The sequence below is a fragment of the Polynucleobacter sp. Tro8-14-1 genome (genome assembly GCF_018881655.1).
Taxonomy (GTDB): Bacteria; Pseudomonadota; Gammaproteobacteria; order Burkholderiales; family Burkholderiaceae; genus Polynucleobacter.
This window is the reverse complement of sequence record NZ_JACVPX010000002.1, coordinates 54,985-73,446: the sequence shown is the minus strand read 5'-3', so window position 1 is coordinate 73,446 and position 18,462 is coordinate 54,985. Positions and strand designations below refer to the sequence as shown.

At 46.3% G+C, this 18,462-nt stretch carries 23 protein-coding genes; 15 read left to right on the top strand and 8 right to left on the bottom strand.

What is annotated here, in order from left to right; translation table 11 throughout:
• The first annotated feature begins 6 nt into the window (after positions 1 to 6).
• The 11 genes from rplO to dsbD all read left to right on the top strand — a co-directional run bounded on the left by rplO (position 7) and on the right by dsbD (position 7,244).
• Positions 7 to 447, top strand: coding sequence for a 50S ribosomal protein L15 (gene rplO / locus ICN34_RS02730; RefSeq protein ID WP_071464448.1), 441 nt, complete (start codon positions 7 to 9; stop codon positions 445 to 447).
• Positions 448 to 464: 17 nt separating this feature from the next.
• Positions 465 to 1,802 carry a preprotein translocase subunit SecY gene (gene secY / locus ICN34_RS02725; protein WP_072582070.1) on the top strand — a complete coding sequence of 446 codons (1,338 nt, stop codon included), beginning with the start codon at positions 465 to 467 and terminating at the stop codon, positions 1,800 to 1,802.
• Between the two features lie 4 nt (positions 1,803 to 1,806).
• Positions 1,807 to 2,025 (top strand): translation initiation factor IF-1, encoded by a 219-nt coding sequence (gene infA / locus ICN34_RS02720; RefSeq protein ID WP_068320132.1) that lies wholly within the window; start codon positions 1,807 to 1,809, stop codon positions 2,023 to 2,025.
• Between the two features lie 35 nt (positions 2,026 to 2,060).
• Positions 2,061 to 2,177, top strand: a complete 117-nt coding sequence (gene rpmJ, locus ICN34_RS02715; RefSeq protein ID WP_012357167.1) for a 50S ribosomal protein L36 — start codon at positions 2,061 to 2,063, stop codon at positions 2,175 to 2,177.
• A 24-nt stretch (positions 2,178 to 2,201) separates the two neighbouring features.
• The gene (gene rpsM, locus ICN34_RS02710; protein ID WP_071464450.1) at positions 2,202 to 2,567 is read left to right on the top strand and encodes a 30S ribosomal protein S13; all 366 of its coding nucleotides are present in this window, start codon (positions 2,202 to 2,204) and stop codon (positions 2,565 to 2,567) included.
• 18 nt (positions 2,568 to 2,585) lie between these two features.
• Positions 2,586 to 2,993 (top strand): 30S ribosomal protein S11, encoded by a 408-nt coding sequence (rpsK, locus tag ICN34_RS02705; protein WP_011901923.1) that lies wholly within the window; start codon positions 2,586 to 2,588, stop codon positions 2,991 to 2,993.
• Between the two features lie 118 nt (positions 2,994 to 3,111).
• A complete protein-coding gene (gene rpsD, locus ICN34_RS02700; protein ID WP_011901924.1) occupies positions 3,112 to 3,735 on the top strand; it encodes a 30S ribosomal protein S4 in 624 nt (207 codons plus the stop codon).
• Positions 3,736 to 3,758: 23 nt separating this feature from the next.
• Positions 3,759 to 4,739 carry a DNA-directed RNA polymerase subunit alpha gene (rpoA, locus tag ICN34_RS02695; protein WP_215321281.1) on the top strand — a complete coding sequence of 327 codons (981 nt, stop codon included), beginning with the start codon at positions 3,759 to 3,761 and terminating at the stop codon, positions 4,737 to 4,739.
• Between the two features lie 16 nt (positions 4,740 to 4,755).
• Positions 4,756 to 5,148 (top strand): 50S ribosomal protein L17, encoded by a 393-nt coding sequence (rplQ, locus tag ICN34_RS02690; RefSeq protein ID WP_072582073.1) that lies wholly within the window; start codon positions 4,756 to 4,758, stop codon positions 5,146 to 5,148.
• A gap of 69 nt (positions 5,149 to 5,217) precedes the next feature.
• On the top strand, positions 5,218 to 5,568 hold the full coding sequence (cutA, locus tag ICN34_RS02685) for a divalent-cation tolerance protein CutA (protein ID WP_072582074.1): 351 nt from the start codon (positions 5,218 to 5,220) through the stop codon (positions 5,566 to 5,568).
• The gene (gene dsbD, locus ICN34_RS02680) at positions 5,565 to 7,244 is read left to right on the top strand and encodes a protein-disulfide reductase DsbD (protein ID WP_072582075.1); all 1,680 of its coding nucleotides are present in this window, start codon (positions 5,565 to 5,567) and stop codon (positions 7,242 to 7,244) included. The genes cutA and dsbD overlap by 4 nt, the downstream gene beginning before the upstream one ends.
• A gap of 17 nt (positions 7,245 to 7,261) precedes the next feature.
• Here the strand turns inward: dsbD and hemB are convergent, their stop codons facing one another.
• On the bottom strand, positions 7,262 to 8,296 hold the full coding sequence (gene hemB / locus ICN34_RS02675) for a porphobilinogen synthase (protein WP_072582076.1): 1,035 nt from the start codon (positions 8,294 to 8,296) through the stop codon (positions 7,262 to 7,264).
• The gene (gene yihA, locus ICN34_RS02670; RefSeq protein WP_216120694.1) at positions 8,274 to 8,939 is read right to left on the bottom strand and encodes a ribosome biogenesis GTP-binding protein YihA/YsxC; all 666 of its coding nucleotides are present in this window, start codon (positions 8,937 to 8,939) and stop codon (positions 8,274 to 8,276) included. The genes hemB and yihA overlap by 23 nt, the downstream gene beginning before the upstream one ends.
• 114 nt (positions 8,940 to 9,053) lie before the next feature.
• On the opposite strand from yihA, the gene ICN34_RS02665 reads away from it, so the two are divergent.
• Positions 9,054 to 9,779 (top strand): cytochrome c, encoded by a 726-nt coding sequence (locus ICN34_RS02665; RefSeq protein ID WP_083564188.1) that lies wholly within the window; start codon positions 9,054 to 9,056, stop codon positions 9,777 to 9,779.
• 74 nt (positions 9,780 to 9,853) lie between these two features.
• Here the strand turns inward: ICN34_RS02665 and lysA are convergent, their stop codons facing one another.
• Together lysA and ICN34_RS02655 are read right to left on the bottom strand one after the other, a co-directional pair.
• On the bottom strand, positions 9,854 to 11,152 hold the full coding sequence (gene lysA, locus ICN34_RS02660; protein ID WP_216120692.1) for a diaminopimelate decarboxylase: 1,299 nt from the start codon (positions 11,150 to 11,152) through the stop codon (positions 9,854 to 9,856).
• Positions 11,152 to 11,343 (bottom strand): lipoprotein, encoded by a 192-nt coding sequence (locus ICN34_RS02655; RefSeq protein WP_072582079.1) that lies wholly within the window; start codon positions 11,341 to 11,343, stop codon positions 11,152 to 11,154. The genes lysA and ICN34_RS02655 overlap by 1 nt, the downstream gene beginning before the upstream one ends.
• A 17-nt stretch (positions 11,344 to 11,360) precedes the next feature.
• Between ICN34_RS02655 and cyaY the strand changes: the two genes are divergently transcribed.
• Entirely contained in the window at positions 11,361 to 11,768 is a 408-nt protein-coding gene (gene cyaY, locus ICN34_RS02650; protein ID WP_255538557.1) for an iron donor protein CyaY, read from the top strand.
• Here cyaY and aroB read toward each other — a convergent pair.
• Genes aroB through ICN34_RS02630 form a run of 4 tightly spaced genes read right to left on the bottom strand, consistent with a single transcriptional unit; the run spans position 11,765 to position 15,247 of the window.
• On the bottom strand, positions 11,765 to 12,847 hold the full coding sequence (aroB, locus tag ICN34_RS02645; RefSeq protein ID WP_255538566.1) for a 3-dehydroquinate synthase: 1,083 nt from the start codon (positions 12,845 to 12,847) through the stop codon (positions 11,765 to 11,767). The two genes, cyaY and aroB, sit on opposite strands and share 4 nt — an antisense overlap.
• A gap of 16 nt (positions 12,848 to 12,863) precedes the next feature.
• Entirely contained in the window at positions 12,864 to 13,388 is a 525-nt protein-coding gene (locus tag ICN34_RS02640) for a shikimate kinase (RefSeq protein WP_072582081.1), read from the bottom strand.
• A gap of 12 nt (positions 13,389 to 13,400) precedes the next feature.
• On the bottom strand, positions 13,401 to 14,522 hold the full coding sequence (locus tag ICN34_RS02635) for a secretin and TonB N-terminal domain-containing protein (protein ID WP_255538556.1): 1,122 nt from the start codon (positions 14,520 to 14,522) through the stop codon (positions 13,401 to 13,403).
• Positions 14,519 to 15,247, bottom strand: coding sequence for a YhcB family protein (locus ICN34_RS02630; RefSeq protein WP_216120688.1), 729 nt, complete (start codon positions 15,245 to 15,247; stop codon positions 14,519 to 14,521). The genes ICN34_RS02635 and ICN34_RS02630 overlap by 4 nt, the downstream gene beginning before the upstream one ends.
• Positions 15,248 to 15,352: 105 nt before the next feature.
• Here ICN34_RS02630 and ICN34_RS02625 point away from each other — a divergent pair, with 105 nt between their 5' ends.
• Entirely contained in the window at positions 15,353 to 17,689 is a 2,337-nt protein-coding gene (locus ICN34_RS02625) for a penicillin-binding protein 1A (RefSeq protein WP_072582083.1), read from the top strand.
• 12 nt (positions 17,690 to 17,701) lie between these two features.
• Positions 17,702 to 18,406: a transposase gene (locus ICN34_RS02620; RefSeq protein ID WP_216120687.1), complete on the top strand. Its 705-nt coding sequence runs from the start codon at positions 17,702 to 17,704 to the stop codon at positions 18,404 to 18,406.
• The last annotated feature ends 56 nt before the right edge of the window (positions 18,407 to 18,462 follow it).

The following is an 18,462-nucleotide window of genomic DNA, read 5'->3' as shown; positions in this document are numbered from 1 at the left end:
AAGAATATGCAACTCAACACAATTAAACCTGCAGAAGGCTCCAAGAAAAACCGTCGTCGCGTTGGACGCGGCATTGGTTCTGGTCTTGGTAAAACTGCTGGCCGTGGTCACAAAGGTCAAAAATCCCGTTCTGGTGGTTTCCACAAGGTTGGATTTGAAGGCGGTCAGATGCCTATGTATCGTCGTTTGCCTAAACGCGGTTTCGTGTCTTTGACACGTCGTCACGTTGGTCAAATTACATTGAACGATTTAGCAAAAATCAATTTGCCAGAAGTGGACTTATTGGTATTGAAGGCACACGGCTTTGCTGGTGAGCAAATCAATGCAGTTAAGGTTATCAAGACTGGCGAACTCAAGATTGCTGTAACCCTCAAGGGTATTACAGCAACTGCCGGCGCAAAAGCAGCTATCGAAGCAGCCGGCGGCAAATTGGTTGAATTAGTTTAATAGGTCTTTTAGTAGATATGGCATTAGCACCTACCAATAACGCAAGCACTGCAGCAACAGGTGGTAAGTTTGGCGAATTACGCCAACGCTTAGTCTTTCTGGTGTTGGCTTTGCTCGTGTTCCGTTTGGGTGCTCATATTCCAGTCCCTGGAATCGATCCAGATCAATTGGCACAGTTGTTTTCTGGTCAAAAAGACGGCATCTTGGGAATGTTCAACTTGTTCTCTGGTGGCGCCTTATCTCGCTTCACGGTATTTGCTTTGGGAATCATGCCGTACATTTCTGCATCGATCATCATGCAGTTAATGACGATTGTTGTGCCTTCTCTAGAGTCTTTGAAAAAAGAAGGCCAAGCAGGTCAACGGAAGATTACTCAGTACACGCGCTACGGCACTGTATTCTTGGCTACATTCCAAGCATTAGGTATTTCCGTTGCTTTGCAGGCTCAACCAGGTTTAGTGATTAACCCAGGTTTGATGTTTGAATTGAATACAGTAGTTACTTTGGTAACAGGCACAATGTTCTTAATGTGGTTGGGTGAGCAAATTACTGAGCGTGGCTTGGGTAATGGTATCTCCATCATCATTTTTGGCGGTATTGTTTCTGGTTTACCAAATGCATTGGCAAGCTTGTTAGAGTTGGTACGTACTGGCTCAATGAATATTATTTCTGCTCTCTTGATCGTTGTGATCGTAGTAGCGGTAACTTATTTTGTGGTGTTTGTAGAGCGTGGTCAGCGCCGGATCTTGGTGAACTACGCCAAGCGTCAAGTTGGTAATAAGATTTACGGCGGCCAATCTTCTTACTTCCCATTGAAGTTAAACATGGCAGGTGTTATTCCTCCGATTTTTGCTTCATCGATTATTTTGTTCCCCGCAACGATTGCTGGCTGGTTTACATCAGGTGAGCCAACCAATATGTTCAGCAGAATTATTAAAGACTTAGCAGCGACTTTAGCTCCCGGTCAACCTGTGTATACGATTTTGTACGCAGCTGCGATTATTTTCTTCTGCTTCTTCTATACCGCATTGGTGTTTAACAGCCGTGAAACTGCTGAGAACTTGAAGAAGAGTGGCGCATTTGTTCCTGGTATTCGTCCGGGCGACCAAACAGCGCGTTATATCGATAAGATCTTGGTGCGCTTAACTTTGGCCGGTGCAATTTATATGGTTTTGGTTTGCTTGTTGCCAGAATTCTTAGTATTGAAGTACAACGTGCCGTTCTATTTCGGCGGTACTTCATTGTTGATTATTGTTGTTGTTGCAATGGATTTCATGGCTCAAGTCCAGTCATTCGTGATGCAGCAGCAGTACGGCTCTTTGATGAAGAAAGCCAACTTTAAGATGGGCGCTTAACTGAATGTCTAAAGACGATGTAATTCAGATGGCGGGAGAAGTTGTAGAGAATTTGCCGAACGCGATGTTTCGCGTAAAGCTGGAAAACGGACATGTGGTTCTAGGGCACATTTCCGGAAAGATGCGGATGCATTACATCCGTATTTTGCCGGGAGACAAGGTGACGGTGGAGATGACTCCTTACGACCTAACGCGCGCCAGAATCATTTTCCGTGCGAAGTAAAGATTAAGAAGTACCAATTTTTTTAGAGGTGAGTTATGAAAGTTTTAGCATCCGTTAAGTGTATTTGCAGAAATTGCAAGATCATTAAGCGCAAACGCGTTGTTCGCGTGATCTGTTCTTCAGACGCACGTCATAAGCAGCGTCAAGGCTGATCTGGTTAATTAAGAGGAAATCTCATGGCACGTATCGCTGGGGTAAACATCCCAAATCATCAACATACTGTTATCGGTTTAACAGCTATTTTTGGCATTGGCACAACTCGTGCTAACAAAATTTGTCAAACCACAGGTGTTGCAATCAATAAAAAAGTTAAAGACCTTACTGACGCTGACTTGGAAAAGTTGCGCGATGAAGTAGGTAAATTCATTACCGAAGGTGACCTTCGTCGTGAAGTAACTATGAGCATCAAGCGTTTGATGGACTTAGGTTGCTACCGCGGTGTTCGTCATCGTAAGGGCTTGCCTGTACGTGGTCAACGTACTAAGACTAATGCGCGTACCCGCAAGGGCCCACGCAAGTCTGGTGTGCAACTCAAGAAATAATCAAGAAAGTTTATTGACATGGCAAAACAACAATCCGCTTCCGCCGCTTCACAGCGCGCTCGTAAGAAGGTTAAAAAGAACGTTGCTGACGGTATTGCACACGTTCACGCTTCTTTTAATAACACCATTATTACGATCACTGATCGTCAGGGAAATGCGCTTTCATGGGCAACTTCTGGCGGCCAGGGTTTCAAGGGCTCACGTAAATCAACACCTTTTGCTGCTCAGGTAGCTGCAGAAGTTGCTGGTAAAGCAGCTGTTGAATGCGGCATCAAGAACTTGGAAGTTCAGATCAAAGGCCCAGGCCCAGGTCGTGAATCAGCAGTTCGTGCATTGAACTCATTAGGTATCAAGATCACTGAGATTCAAGACGTAACTCCAGTTCCACATAATGGTTGCCGTCCTCCTAAGCGTCGTCGTATTTAAGCTTGGAAGTTGGCAGTACAACAGTTTCAGTAGTTTTTTATTAAAGCCCACTGTTCGCCTGTTTTAAAAGGCGAACTCACCGTCGGTCGTAAGACTGCGGCAAAGAAAGGAAAGCATCGTGGCACGTTACTTAGGGCCTAAGGCCAAATTAGCACGTCGGGAAGGTACCGATTTATTTTTAAAGAGCGCTCGTCGCGCCCTGTCAGACAAGTGCAAGTTAGATACTAAGCCTGGTCAACATGGCCGTACATCTGGCTCAAGAACATCTGATTACGGTAATCAATTGCGTGAAAAGCAAAAGGTTAAGCGTATCTACGGCGTATTAGAGCGTCAATTCCGTCGTTACTTCGCAGAAGCTGAGCGTCGTAAGGGCAACACTGGCGAAACATTGCTCCAGTTACTTGAGTCACGTTTAGACAACGTGGTGTATCGCATGGGTTTTGGCTCTACACGCGCTGAAGCACGTCAGTTGGTTTCTCACTGTGCAATTTTGCTTAATGGTAGCCCTGTCAATATTCCATCAATTCAGGTTAAGCCTGGTGATGTAGTTGCGATTCGTGAAAAAGCGAAGAAGCAAGCACGTATTACAGAATCACTCAATTTGGTTGGACAAATGGCAGCCGTTACTTGGGTTTCAGTTGACGCAGCTAAGCTCGAGGGAACATTTAAGCAAGTGCCTGACCGTGAAGATATTAGCGGTGAAATTAATGAAAGTTTGATCGTCGAATTGTATTCACGCTAATTAGGCACTCTCAAGGAAAAAATATGCAAACAAATTTGCTCAAGCCAAAGATTATTTCTGTTGAAGCGCTTACCGCCAACCAAGCTAAGGTTGTTATGGAGCCGTTCGAGCGTGGCTATGGCCACACACTCGGAAATGCATTACGTCGCGTACTCTTGTCCTCGATGGTTGGTTATGCGCCAACTGAAGTAGCTATTGCCGGTGTTGTTCATGAGTACTCCACATTAGATGGAGTTCAAGAGGACGTAGTAAACCTCTTGTTGAACCTCAAAGGTATCGTATTTAAGTTGCAGTCACGTGATGAAGTTACTATCAATTTGCGTAAAGAAGGCCCAGGCGTTGTTACAGCAAAAGATATCGACTTGCCACATGATGTAGAAATCATGAACCCTGATCATGTGATCGCTCACTTGTCAGCGGGTGGTAAGTTGGACATGCAGATCAAGGTTGAAAAAGGCCGTGGTTATGTACCTGGTAACGTTCGTCAGTACAGCGACGAAGCTACTAAGATCATTGGTCGTATTGTGTTGGATGCCTCATTCAGCCCTGTAAGTCGTGTTAGCTATGCTGTTGAGTCTGCTCGTGTTGAGCAACGTACCGACCTCGATCGTTTAGTAATGACGATTGAAACTAACGGTGTGTTGTCTCCTGAAGAAGCAATTCGTCAAGCAGCTAGCATCTTGGTTGATCAATTGGTTGTATTCGCGGCTCTTGAGAGCAGCGAAGTTTCTGGTGATTTAGCACCAAGCCGCTCATCAATGGTTGATCCAATGTTGATGCGTCCGGTTGATGATCTCGAGCTCACAGTTCGCTCTGCAAACTGCTTGAAGGCTGAGAACATTTACTACATCGGTGACTTGATTCAACGTACTGAGAATGAATTGTTGAAGACGCCTAATCTGGGTCGCAAATCTTTGAATGAAATCAAAGATGTATTGGCTGCTCGTGGCTTAAGTCTTGGCATGAAACTCGAAAGCTGGCCTCCAGCGAACCTCGAGAAATAATTAGAAAGGAAGCATCATGCGTCACGGAAACGGCTTACGCAAACTAAACAGAACATCATCACATCGCCTAGCGATGCTGCGCAACATGTCCAATTCACTTTTGGAGCACGAAGTCATTAAAACGACTTTGCCAAAAGCAAAAGAATTGCGCATGGTTGTTGAGCCCTTGATTACCTTAGGTAAAAAAGACAACTTAGCAAACCGTCGCTTAGCATTCAATCGCACACGTGATCGCGATATCGTAGCTAAACTCTTCACAGAGCTCGGCCCACGTTACGCAACACGTCCAGGTGGCTACCTTCGTATTTTGAAGTTTGGCTTCCGTCATGGCGACAATGCACCAATGGCTTTGGTTGAGTTGGTAGATCGCCCAGAAGTTGAAGAAACAGCAGTAACTGAAGAGGCTTAAGTCTCGGTGTTACGGTAAAAAGCCAGGCTTCGGTCTGGCTTTTTTCATTTATCAGGTTATAAATACACAATGTCTGAAAACTCTCCAGCCAATTCCAGTAAGCTTTTGGTAGTGCTTACGAGTCTTCCCAATCTGGAGGCTGCCACAGCCTTGGCAAGAGCCTTGGTGGAGAGAAAATTCGCCGCTTGTGTGCAGCTTACAAACGGCATTCAATCGATTTATCGCTGGGAGGGTAAAGTTTGCGAGGAGCATGAAGTATTGCTTTCTGCAAAAACGACTGAATCAAAGTGGTCTGAAATTTCAGCCTTTATTCAAAGCGCGCATCCTTATGACTTACCAGAAATATTGGCCTTTTTTCCAGAGCAATATGAAAAGCAATACGGCAAGTGGGTACAGTCTGAGGTAAATTCGAAGTCATGAGAATGCATTCCTTTGTAGCAAAGATCTTTGCCCTATTTTTATTCCTGTCCGCGCAAGTTTTTGCTGCGCCGGATTTCTTGCCCCCAGAGAAAGCGTTCCGAGTGGAGGCTACTTGGTTGGAAAATTCCAATCAAGTGGAGCTGGAATTTTTGCCCACTAAAGGCTATTACATCTATCAAGAATCTTTAAAGTTTCAAGCGGGCACGCAGGCCGAGAAGCTAATCAATATAAGGCCTTCATTGCCAACGGGTGTGGTGAAGTTTGATGAGACTTTTCAGAAAAAACTGCAAGTTTATAAAGAATCCTTCCTAGTACTTTTAGATATAAAGCCTGCCGATGGCAAGCCGATCCATGCAGCTGTAACACTGCAAGGTTGCGCGGAGGCAGGCATTTGCTATCCACCTATGACCCTGAAATTTTTACTCGCAGGTCCCGGGGTTAAAGTAGCCCCTATTCCAGATGCTTTAGATGGCATGCCTTTATCTAGCCCCCAGGCTAGTGGCGAATTCAGCTTGGCTGATTTATGGCGTGAGCGTGATGACGTCAATGCTATTGCTCGCTTTTTAGAAAGCACTTCAACTGCTTATTTATTGCTAGCTTTCTTTGTATTGGGGCTTGCGCTCGCTTTTACACCCTGCGTCCTTCCCATGTTGCCTATTTTGTCGAGCGTTATCTTTGGCACTCAAGACGGTAAGGCTGTAACCAAGGGGCGTGCCAGCATCTTAGCGCTGGCCTATGTTTTTGGTATGGCATTGGTATACGCCTTGGCAGGAGTGCTTATGGCAGCCCTTGGTGGGAGCGTACAGCGGGCTTTGCAGAGTCCCTTCGCATTAGCTGCTTTTGCCCTATTACTTTTAGCCCTTTCAGGCAGTTTATTTGGCTTATATGACCTTCGGTTGCCGCAATCATGGCATCACCATGTAGATCGGTTGGCAGGGCGTCAAAAGGGCGGCAATGTGTTTGGCGCTTTTGCTTTGGGGGGTATTTCTACTTTAGTGGCCAGCCCCTGTATTACTGCGCCCCTAGCGGGCGTTTTGGCCTTTATTGCGCAAACCGGCTCTATGAGCCTAGGCGCAGGACTCCTTTTTGTAATGGCCCTAGGAATGGGTTTGCCACTATTTTTTATTGCGATTGAGGCCCGTATTCTGATTCCATCCACGGGTATTTGGATGGTTTATTTGCAGCGTACCTTGGGAGTTCTTCTGGTCGCCACGGCAGTATGGATTGCCTCGCCATTGATCCAGAAAAATGATCTTGCGGGAACCACAAAAACAGTCAATGGCCAGAGTATTCATCAAGTAGGTGATTTATCTTTTGTGGTGATTCATTCGCCTGCGGAGTTGGATGCGCAATTAAGCAAAGCCAAAGAGGAGAAGAAAGCGGTCCTCCTAGATTTTTATGCGGACTGGTGTATTAGCTGTAAGGAGATGGAAGTAAGTACCTTTACAAATCCAGAGGTAAGTAAAGAGCTAAAACAGTTTGTCTTATTGCAAGCGGACGTTACTGCAAACAGCCCGGAGAACCAGGTATTACTGAAGCGCTTCGGTTTATTTGGTCCCCCAGGAATTCTGATCTTTAATCAAAATTCAGAAGAGCTAAAAGACCAACGTGTGATTGGCTACATGCCACCCCAGCGTTTTATTGAACGATTAAAACAAGCAGCAAGCACTCAATAAAAAATCAAATTTGTTTTTTATTTGCCTGCTGCGTTTCTTTTAAGTAGGCGCGCTGCTTCGAGTGCAAAGTAAGTCAAAATACCATCAGCACCTGCGCGTTTAAATGCGAGCAGCGATTCCATCATCACAGCATCGTGATCTAGCCAGCCATTTTGTGCGGCAGCCTTGAGCATGGCATATTCACCGCTTACTTGATAGGCATAGGTGGGGTAGTCAAACTCTTCACGGACGCGACGCACGATATCCAAATAAGGCATACCGGGCTTCACCATGACCATATCTGCTCCTTCGCTGATATCAAGAGCAACCTCCCGCAAAGCCTCGTCGCTATTGGCGCAATCCATTTGATATGTTTTTTTATCGGCCTTACCTAGGTTTTTTGCAGAACCAACTGCATCTCTAAAGGGGCCATAAAAGGCAGAGGCATATTTAGCTGAGTAAGCCATGATTCGGGTGTGAATTAAATTCTTTTGCTCGAGCGCTTCACGAATTTTTCCGATGCGCCCATCCATCATGTCTGATGGTGCAACAATATCAACACCAGCTTCTGCTTGTGTGAGCGCTTGCTGAACTAAGATCGCGGTTGTTTCATCATTCAGAATACGACCTTGCTCATCGAGCACGCCATCTTGACCATGGCTTGTATATGGATCAAGTGCTACATCAGTCATGATGCCTAAATTGGGGAAACGTTTTTTGAGTTCGCGAACAGCCGTAGGAATAAGCCCTTTTGGATTAAAGGCCTCCTTGCCATCGGGCGTTTTTAACGCCGCATCAATGACAGGAAAAAGCGCAAGTACCGGAATGCCTAAATCTACACATTCTTGAGCGACCGACATGAGTAAGTCTAATGAAAGGCGGTTAACACCAGGCATAGAGGCAACTGCTTCGGATTTGCCTTGACCTTCAAGTAGAAAGACGGGGTAGATTAAATCATTGGCCGAAACATTGTTCTCTTGCATGAGGCGACGTGACCAATCATCACGACGCATGCGGCGAGGACGATGTCCAGGAAAATTAAGCAATGAGTTAGCTGGTGATTTCATCTTCATGAGTTTCTGCTTCAAATAGCCATTTAATAATTAAATTATCTGCCTCTTCTAGGCCAATCCGTTTGGTGCTTGAAAATAATTGTGCCGTAAGTTGCTTGGAGTCACCTGTTCCATCCGGTAGGTCTGGGTCATACTGCTGCAGTCGCTTAGTGACCGCCTCAAGAGCATGCTTACACTCGCTTTTATTCAATTTGTCGCACTTACTCAGCAAAACATGAATTGGTTTGCCGGTAGGTACAAACCATTGAATCATTTGCTCATCCAGGTCGGTTATTCCGCGTCTAGAGTCCACAATCAGGATCATGCCTACTAACTGCTCCCGCTCTTGTAGATAGTCACTTAGAAGGGCATTCCAGTGGTATTTGGTCTCGTGATTGACTGCTGCATAACCATAGCCTGGTAAGTCAACCAAATAAGCCAGCAGGTCATCTTTTGCAAAAACACCGAAATAGTTGATATGTTGGGTGCGTCCAGGCGTTTTACTGGCAAAAGCTAGCCTTTTTTGGTTGCAAAGGATGTTAAGGGCGCTAGATTTGCCCGCATTTGAGCGGCCGGCGAAGGCCACCTCTCGCAGCGGGGTGGCAGGCAGACAATGGGTATCATTGACTGTAGTGGCGAATCGGGCTTGAAAGAGTTTAGACATGTCCAGAAGCTATTGTAAAATCACGCAAAATCATGAAATATCTCATGGTGTTGGGTAAAAGGTTGTAAATGCAGGGCCCAAACACTTTTAGGAATTTTTGCCAAGGTAAACATAATGCGTCAAACCTCTCAAATCTCCAAATTAACTAGCTTACGGGCTGGTTTTGCGGTTCTCTCCATTTTCGCTCTGATCGGCGTATCTGGTGCAGCTTTTGCTGCCGATGCTGCTCCTATGGCAGCCGCTCCAGAAGCTAAAGCAGAAGTTCCAGGTAAACCTAAGGTTGATCCGGCCGCGGGTGAAGCACTGTATTCAAATGGTGATGCAACTCGTGGCGTAACCGCCTGTATCACTTGCCATGGCCCTAAAGGTCAAAGTGCGATTGGTACATGGCCAAAGCTTTCCGCACAGCATGCTGCATACCTCACAAAGCAGTTGAAAAACTTTAAAGAAGGCACTCGCGCAAATCCAATCATGATGGGTATGGCCGCCACTTTGACTCAAGAAGATATGCAAAATATCTCCGCTTTTTTATCTAAGCAGCCAATCTCCCAGGGTGTTGCTCAAGATAAAGAAACAATCGCATTAGGCCAAAGTATTTATCGTGGCGGTATTGCAGCAAAAGGCGTTCCAGCTTGTGCTGCCTGCCACAGCCCAACTGGCGCTGGTATTCCTGCTCAGTACCCGCTCCTAGGTGGTCAATGGGCTGAATACAGTAATGCCCAGTTGCTAGCGTTCCGTGAAGGCGTGCGCACCAATAGTAGTCAAATGACAACGATTGCTTCAAAGCTTTCGGATAAAGAAATGAAAGCGGTGGCCGATTACATCGCAGGTTTGCATTAATAAGCTAAAGCATTAAAACAAAAAACCCCGCTACTTCAGCGGGGTTTTTTATTGTCTAAAACTTTTGCGGATTATTAATTTGGCAAAACTGTTTCCGATGAAAACAAGTCAGTAGTTTTTTCACGGGCACGAATCACGTAAGCATTTTTTCCGTCAACCATAATCTCTGCAGGTTTAGGGCGTGTGTTGTAGTTGGACGCCATTACAAAACCATAAGCGCCAGCAGACAGAATAGCCAGAAGGTCACCCTCTTCTACTGCAAGATGGCGATCTCTTCCCAGCCAGTCGCCAGATTCGCAAACAGGACCAACGATGTCATAGGTCAATGCTTTTGCTACCTTCTTTTGTACGGGCACTATTCCATGATGTGCTTCATATAGGGCGGGGCGCATCAGTTCGGTCATAGCGGCATCAACAATGCAGAAGTTCTTTTCAGCGCCAGGCTTTAAATACTCCACGGTGGTTAGTAACACGCCAGCATTGCCCACCAATGATCTGCCTGGCTCAAGCACAACGTCTAGGTGACCAAAACCACGCTCAGCCACTCGATTCAACAGGGTGTTCGTAAAGTCAGTAATGTCTGGCGGAGTTTCATCGCTATAAGAAATGCCAAGACCACCACCGAGATCAAGATGGTGAATGACAATGCCTTCCTTCTTTAACTGCGCGACAAGATCTAAGACTTTATCCAGCGCGTCTAAATAGGGGGCGGTAGTAGTGATCTGTGAACCAATATGACAATCAATACCCACAACATCAATTTGAGAGAGTTGCGATGCTTCGCGATAGGTTTTTAAAACCTCGTGATAGGCGATACCAAATTTATTGCCCTTAAGTCCAGTAGAAATATAGGGATGGGTTTGTGCATCTACATCAGGATTAACACGCAAAGAAATTGGGGCGCGGCAATTGAGTTCAGTGGCTACGCGATTAATTTTGTGTAGTTCAGCAATCGATTCTACGTTGATGCATTTGACGCCAGCCTTGAGGGCAGTGGCGATCTCGGCGGCAGATTTACCTACGCCGGCAAATACCAAGCTCTTTGGATCTGCGCCAATTGCTAATGCACGAGCTAACTCACCGCCACTCACTAAGTCGAATCCGGCGCCCAGTTTTTTAAAGCAATCAATCACCGCTAAATTGCTATTGGCTTTCATGGCGTAGTGCACGCGAGCACGACGTTTACCACTGCCATCAACACAGGCCTTATCGTAGGCCTGGTAGGCTTCAGTCAATGCTTTTTTGCTATAGATATACAGCGGCGTACCAAATTCTTGTGCTAAATCTGCGAGCGGAATTTCTTCGGCGTACCAATTGCCATCGCGTTCAGTAAACCCAGATAACTTAGGAAGGGGAATTGCTTTGCTTGTCATTACTTGGCCGATGAAGAGTTGCTTGGGCTAGCAGAGGTTTGAGGTGGGTATAGCTTGCCTTTGGGTTCTGGCTCTGAAGGAGCAGGCGGAACTGGCGGCACATTTGGCATATATAGAGGTCCCCTTACCCCACACCCAAAAAGGGATATTAGAAGGCTAAAGCAGAGGGTTCTATTAAGAATCGCTATCATGAATGTCTCTAAAACGAATGATTGAATATAGCATGCAGGACTCCGGTATGAATCCAAATAATCCAGGCGTAGAAACCATTGATGACAAGCAGTTTTATCAGCTAGGAAGCAATTTATTGCAATCTATAGAGGTGGCATTGGAGGCTGCTGATGATGCGTTGGATCTTGACTTGGATATCGAGCGCCAGGGTGGGAATGTGATCAATATTCGTTTTAAGGATAAAAGTGTCATTGTGATCAATACCCAACCACCTTTGCATGAGATTTGGGTTGCTGCCAAATCTGGCGGTTATCACTATCGCTGGGCTGGCACGATGGCACAACCCTTGTGGCTGGATACCAAGACAGGGAAAGAGTTATTGAGCGACTTGACTGAGTTTGCGAGCGCTCAAGCTGGTCAAGCACTCAAAATTGGCTTGATTTAAGCTGCGCCAGTAGCAATTAGAGTTTCAATCACTTGCGCATCCGCTACGCTTTTAATCTGGGCTTTACCAATTTTTTCTAAAACGACGTAACGGATTTGCCCACCCTCAGTTTTTTTATCAACTTGCATGAGCTCCATATAGCGCCCCGCACCAAACTTTGGCGGTGTAATGGGTAAATTCATAGATTGGATGATTTTGGTGAGGCGCTGAACATCAGCGTCGCTAATGTAATTGAGTCGACGCGATAGATCTGCTCCCATCACCATGCCGCATCCAACAGCTTCACCATGTAACCATTCTCCGTAGCCCATACCCGCTTCAATTGCGTGACCAAAGGTATGACCAAAATTGAGAGTTGCACGGATACCGCCCTCTCTTTCATCGGCAGAAACCACTGCCGATTTAATTTCACAGGAACGTAAAACGGCATGCCCCATTGCTTCTGTGTCGCAGGCAAGCAGTGGTGCTGCATTGGATTCAATCCAATCTAAGAATTGGGCATCGGCAATAGCACCATGCTTTACAACTTCAGCAAGACCAGCAGACAGCTCTCTCGGAGGTAGAGTCTTTAAAGTATTTAGATCGGCAATCACAGCGGCCGGCTGATGAAAGGCACCAATCATATTTTTACCTAGCGGATGATTGATACCAGTCTTGCCCCCAACGGAAGAGTCCACCTGAGCAAGCAAGGTAGTGGGAACTTGGATAAAGCGAATGCCGCGCATAAAGCTAGCGGCAGCAAATCCAGTCATATCGCCTATTACGCCACCACCCAAAGCAACCAACATGGTATGGCGATCAGCGCCAAATTTTAAAAGGTCATCAAAAATCAACTGCAGATTTTTCCAGTCTTTATATGACTCGCCATCAGGTAGAACAATTGTTCTAACAGGCTTCCCAAAAGTGCTGAGCGTTTCAGTCAGGCGCTCGGCATAGAGAGGAGCAACAGTAGTGTTACTTACGATGTAAATAGAAGTTGCTTTTTCGCAGGCCTTAAATAAGCTTGCTTGATCAATCAGATCTTTGCCAATATAAATTGGGTAACTGCGATTGCCAAGATCAACTTCAAGTGTTTTCATCATAGTGCCAATGTATTTAAGCGGAAAGTTCAAGCTGCATGATTAAGGTGTTGACTAGTTGATTAACGCTGGGCTTGCCAGTCTCAATCACATGGTCAGCGATTTGACGATACAAAGGATCGCGAACGGCATACAGGTTTTCTAAAATCTTTTTGGCATCCCCATTTTTTAATAAGGGGCGACCCTCGCCACCTTTGGTGCGATGCCAAAGTTCAATTGGGTTTGCGTGAAGATAAATCACGGTGCCACCTTCACTTAATGCCTGCCGATTTTCTGGTGAGAGAACAGCGCCACCGCCGGTTGCCAAAATAATATCTTGCTCGGCAGTAATTTCACGGATGGCTTGCGTCTCTCTTTTGCGAAATCCTTCCTCACCTTCCATTTCAAAGATGACCGGGATTTTTACGCCACAGCGCTCTTCAATGACATGGTCGGCATCTAGAAAGCGACGACCTAATTTTTTTGCCAAGACTTTACCGACGGTCGACTTCCCAGCGCCCATGAGGCCGATTAGAAAGATATTGTTTGTCGAGGAGTTCACCCTCCGATTTTATTAGGGTTTGTCGAGAACGGTCGGAGTTAAAAAGACAAGTAGCTCGGTTTTATCTTGTAATTTAGATTTATGGCGAAAAAAATGACCAATGAGGGGTATATCGCCTAAGAGTGGGATTTTGACTTCGTCTTCCCGTTCGGTAGTTTGGAAAATGCCGCCAATGATGGCTGTCCCGCCATTTTCAACGGTGACCTCTGAGCTCAGGCTTTTGGTGTCAATGGCATATCCCTGTTCTGTTTTCATGCCTACAGTGTCCTTATTAATGCCCACTAGCATTGATATCTTTCCGTCTGGATGGATTTTTGGCAAAACCTCTAGACGAAGGTTTGCCTTTCTAAATTGCAACTTGCTGCCATTTTGATTCGAGGTTTGATAGGGCAGTTCTGTGCCTTGCTCAATGGTTGCCTTTACTTGGTCGCCAGTCATGATGCGAGGGTTGGAAAGAATCTTTCCCTGACCTTCAGATTCAAGCGCAGATAGTTCTGCCTGCAGAATACGGCTCCCATTTCTCGAGACTAAGGTTGCGGCCATGGTTGCTGGATTAAAACCACTCAAACCAGCGCCACCCAGATCCATGCTGCCAATCAATTTTTGATCTGCTTTATCCCCAACACCATTAGCTTGATATCCCAGCTTGACCCCTAGCTCACGGGCAAAGCGTTCATCAGCCTCAACTATTCGAGCTTCTATGAGGATTTGCCTTGGACTATTAATGTGGTCTCCACCAAAAGGAAGGGCGGCATCTTCACGCCGGAACTTCTGAAAGGCTTGGATTTCTGCGTGAGGCCCAATCCAGTAGATTTCTCCGTTGCGCACCAGTCGTAAGCCGCGGCTCGCCAGAATGGAGTGAAGGGCTGTTTGCCAGGGTGTATTTCTAAGGTCTATAGAGATCTTCCCCTTAATGGATTCGCTTAATAAGAAATTGGTATTACCCAATTTCGCCATAGTTTCTAAAAGTTCAGTTAATTCAATATCGGTAAATTGCAGGCTAATAGGGGTCATGAAATGATTTTGTGAAGGCGTATTACTCATTGCTGTATTGCTGGATAAAAGCATCAATACAGCTAACCAACAGGTGAGCAGTTTGAAGTATTTCTGGGGGTTATTTAGGCTGAGCTTCATTCGCTTTTTGAAGCCCTCAGAACCACAGATTTGCCTTGGGGATGCATTAGGGTCACTAGTGATTTTTCGATAGAACTTAGGCGCCATTCCCCTAAAACCTGCGCCCCCTTCTCAAAGGCAAGATGGCTTTTCCCTGTATGAAAATAGGCTTGCTGGGCATTGCCTATTTGGGATGTGCCAAGGTAGCGCCAGCGGTGTAGCTCCGACTCATGGGTTGGTGCTTGCGGCCTGTTCGGGGCTCTTGTTTCAGTCTTTCTTTCATTTAAAGAGTGAATACTTACTTCTATTTCATCAATTGCTATATATAGCTCATCCTGATTTTGGTTAATTTGATCGCGCGTTAATAGTATCTCTTTTTTCAATTCCGAAAGCTGTTGTTGGGATGCCTCCAAAGCATCTTGGGATTGCTTATTCAGTGAGGTGTAGGTCACAAAAAATCCCATAATTGCTGCCAGCAAGACGCCAATCAAGGCGATTGGAAGTGCAATTCCTTGGAGTGAATTGCGGATCTGAATAGGATTTAAGGACTCCGTAAAGGGATTGCTTTTGCCTTCGCTTGGAGCTCTATGGGGTGCGCCTTGTTGGGGAGGGGGCTTGCGTATTCCATGGGGGTCGGGGATGGCTGGATCATCGCCGAGATCACTCAGAATTTCATCAAAAGATTGGCTGGAAATATGGCGCGCAGGCATTCCCATATTCTTCTGTTTTGGGTGCTGAAAATCCATCAGCCTAGATTGAACCCACCGTCAGAAATTAGATCTTGTCTATGGGCCGGACGGGGGTTTTGGAGCTTTTAAGGAATTTGCCTAAGCGCCCTATAATTTGGACATATGGCCTTACCTCCAAAAGACAAGCCGCCGCTGAATCAGCGCCCCATTCGTCCATCCGATAGACGCCCTCGGAATTCACGAGTTGAGCCTGGCTTGCCAAGAAATTCATTAGGAAGTCCTCTAATAAAGGCTTTACTCATTGTTGCCGCTGTAGGCGCGATAGCCCTATCACTGCTCCTTGGTTATGCTTTTTTAATTGCCAAGCCGAATTTGCCAAAAATTTCCGCTTTAACTGATTACAACCCAAAAACACCTCTGCGGATTTACACCGCCGACAAGGTATTGATTGGTGAGTTTGGTGAAGAGCGTCGCAAAGTCATCCCGCTAAATCAAATTCCGATGGCAATGCGAAACGCCGTTATTGCTACAGAGGACGATCGTTTCTATTCCCATGGCGGGGTTGACTACGTTGGGGTTCTTAGAGCGGGGGTTGCCAATCTCCGCGGACATTTGGCTCAGGGCGCTTCAACCATCACAATGCAGGTGGCAAGAAATTTCTTCTTAAGTAACGAGAAGACATTTAGCCGCAAGATTTACGAAATTCTTTTGGCGTGGGAGATTGAATCTCAACTGACTAAAGACAAGATTTTAGAGATTTATATGAACCAAATTTTCTTGGGTCAAAGAGCTTTTGGTTTCTCAAGCGCAGCGCAAATTTACTTTGGCATTGAATTGAAGGACATCAGCATTGCTCAAGCCGCAATGCTGGCTGGACTGCCTAAGGCGCCTTCGGCTTATAACCCAGTGACTAACTACCGCCGCGCCAAGATTCGTCAAGAGTACATTCTTCAGCGCATGCGCGATCTGGGTTACATCACGCCAGAGGAATACCAAAAAGCGATGATTGAAGAATTGCATATTCGCGGCTTGGGCAATGAGTTCGCGGTTCGCGCTGACTTCCCCGCTGAAATGGTTCGTCAATTACTTTTCACGCAGTATGGCGAGGCAATCTATTCACAAGGGATCGAAGTCTATACGACCATCTTGAAGGCCGATCAAGATGCCGCTTACAAAGCAGTGCGACGTGGAATTTTTGAATACGATTTACGGCATGCTTATCGTGGCCCAGAGGGTTTTATCGATCTTCCTGAAGACTCTGTGAAACGCCAGCGCGCGATTGACGAGGCATTACTTGCTTACCCGCAGTTAGATGATTTGCAGTCTGGTGTCGTGCTCGATGTGAAGCCAAAAGAAATGCAAGTCATGATTTCGACTGGTGACACCATCACTATTAAAGGTGAAGGCATGAAGTTGGCGGCTGCCTCTATTACTGATAGTACTCAGCCCAAAAAACGCTTACGCCCAGGTGCTATAGTTCGTTTGTTATCGGATGGGGGAGTCTGGAAGTTGGCTCAACTCCCGCAAGTTGAAGCTGCTTTTGTCTCCATGAATGCAGAGACCGGTGCAATTTTGTCCTTAGTAGGCGGCTTTGATTTCCGTCGTAATCAGTTCAATCACGTGACGCAAGCATTGCGTCAGCCCGGCTCCTCATTTAAGCCTTTTATCTATGCTGCCGCCATTGAAAAAGGCTTTACCCCAAGCACGATGGTGAACGATGCACCTTTATCCATTGGCGGTATGGAGACTGGTAGTCAGGCTTGGGAGCCAAAAAACTACGATGGTAAATACGACGGCATGATGCGCTTGCGCAATGCCTTGGCAAAATCAAAGAACTTAGTCTCGGTTCGCATTATTCGCGCCATCGGCCCTTCTTATGCGCAAGAATATATTCAGCGTTTTGGCTTTGAGCCAGAAAAGCACCCCCCTTACTTAACAATGGCTTTGGGCGCGGGTTCTGTAACGCCGTTGCAGATGGCCTCTGCTTATAGTGTGTTTGCCAATGGCGGTTATCGTGTAGATCCATTCTTGATTGACAAGATGGTGGACTCTAAAGGCACCGTCATGTTCGAAGCAAAGCCTACGCATGCGGGTGAAGATGCGCCTCGTGTATTGGATGCGCGCACTGCATTTGTGATGGATAGCATGCTGCAAGAAGTCACCAAGACGGGTACTGCAGCCTCTGCGCGTGGTAAGTTGGGGCGAAGCGACATTGCAGGTAAAACAGGCACAACGAATGATTCGCACGATGCCTGGTTTGCTGGCTATAACCCTAAGGTAGTTGCGATTGCATGGATTGGCTTTGATAAGCCTGCGAGTTTGGGGGATCGAGAGACTGGTGGCGGACTTGCTTTGCCAATGTGGATTTCTTATATGGCGACTGCGTTAAAAGATAGCCCTCAGATCTCCCGCGAAGTCCCAAGCGGTGTAACGCAAGTTGATGGTGACTGGTTTATCCCGGACTTCTCTACTAACGGCGGTGTGCGCGAACTGCAATAGTTCGTTTTCAACATGGCACGGCAAGCTCGCACAGTAATACCAGGCCAAGCAATGCATGTGATGGTCCGCGGCAATAATCGTGAAACCATTTTCTTTGCCGATGAAGATCGTCGTACTTATCTAGAGTGGTTGCGTGAAGCAGCGAGGCAGTTTGGTTGTGCTGTGCATGCGTTTGCTTTAATGCCTAACCATGCGCATTTGCTCATGACTCCCCAAAGCGAAGATTCGCTTGCTAAAACAATGCAGTCTCTTGGCCGTCGTTATGCCCAGTACTTCAATCAACAGCACCGCCGCTCTGGAACTATTTGGGAGGGGCGCTATCGCTCGTCTTTGATTGACCCGGATTATTTTTTACGCTGCCAGCGTTATATAGAGCTCAATCCGGTGAGATCTGGATATGAATCCACCCCCCAAAGCTCTACATGGACGAGTTTTGTAACCCACGTTGGTGGTAATGCAGAGCCTTGGTTGGTAGATCATCAGCATTTTTGGAGGTTGGGTAATACCCCTTTTGAGAGGCAGATGAGCTGGTCGAACTTTGTAAAAGAGGGCGCACCTCACTGGGAAGACCGCCAAATCACAGAATCTCTATTGCGATCCAAACCTTGGGTCAGTGATATTTATGCCAAAAAGCTCTTTAAAGACGCTCCAGAGCTTGCATTAATTCGCCACCGTGGGCGCCCTAGAAAAATTAATTCTTTAAATTCAGTTACTTAGGTAATGAATAGTTTCCCTGTACGTCAAATAGGGTATTGAGTATTCCGACTCTGTCC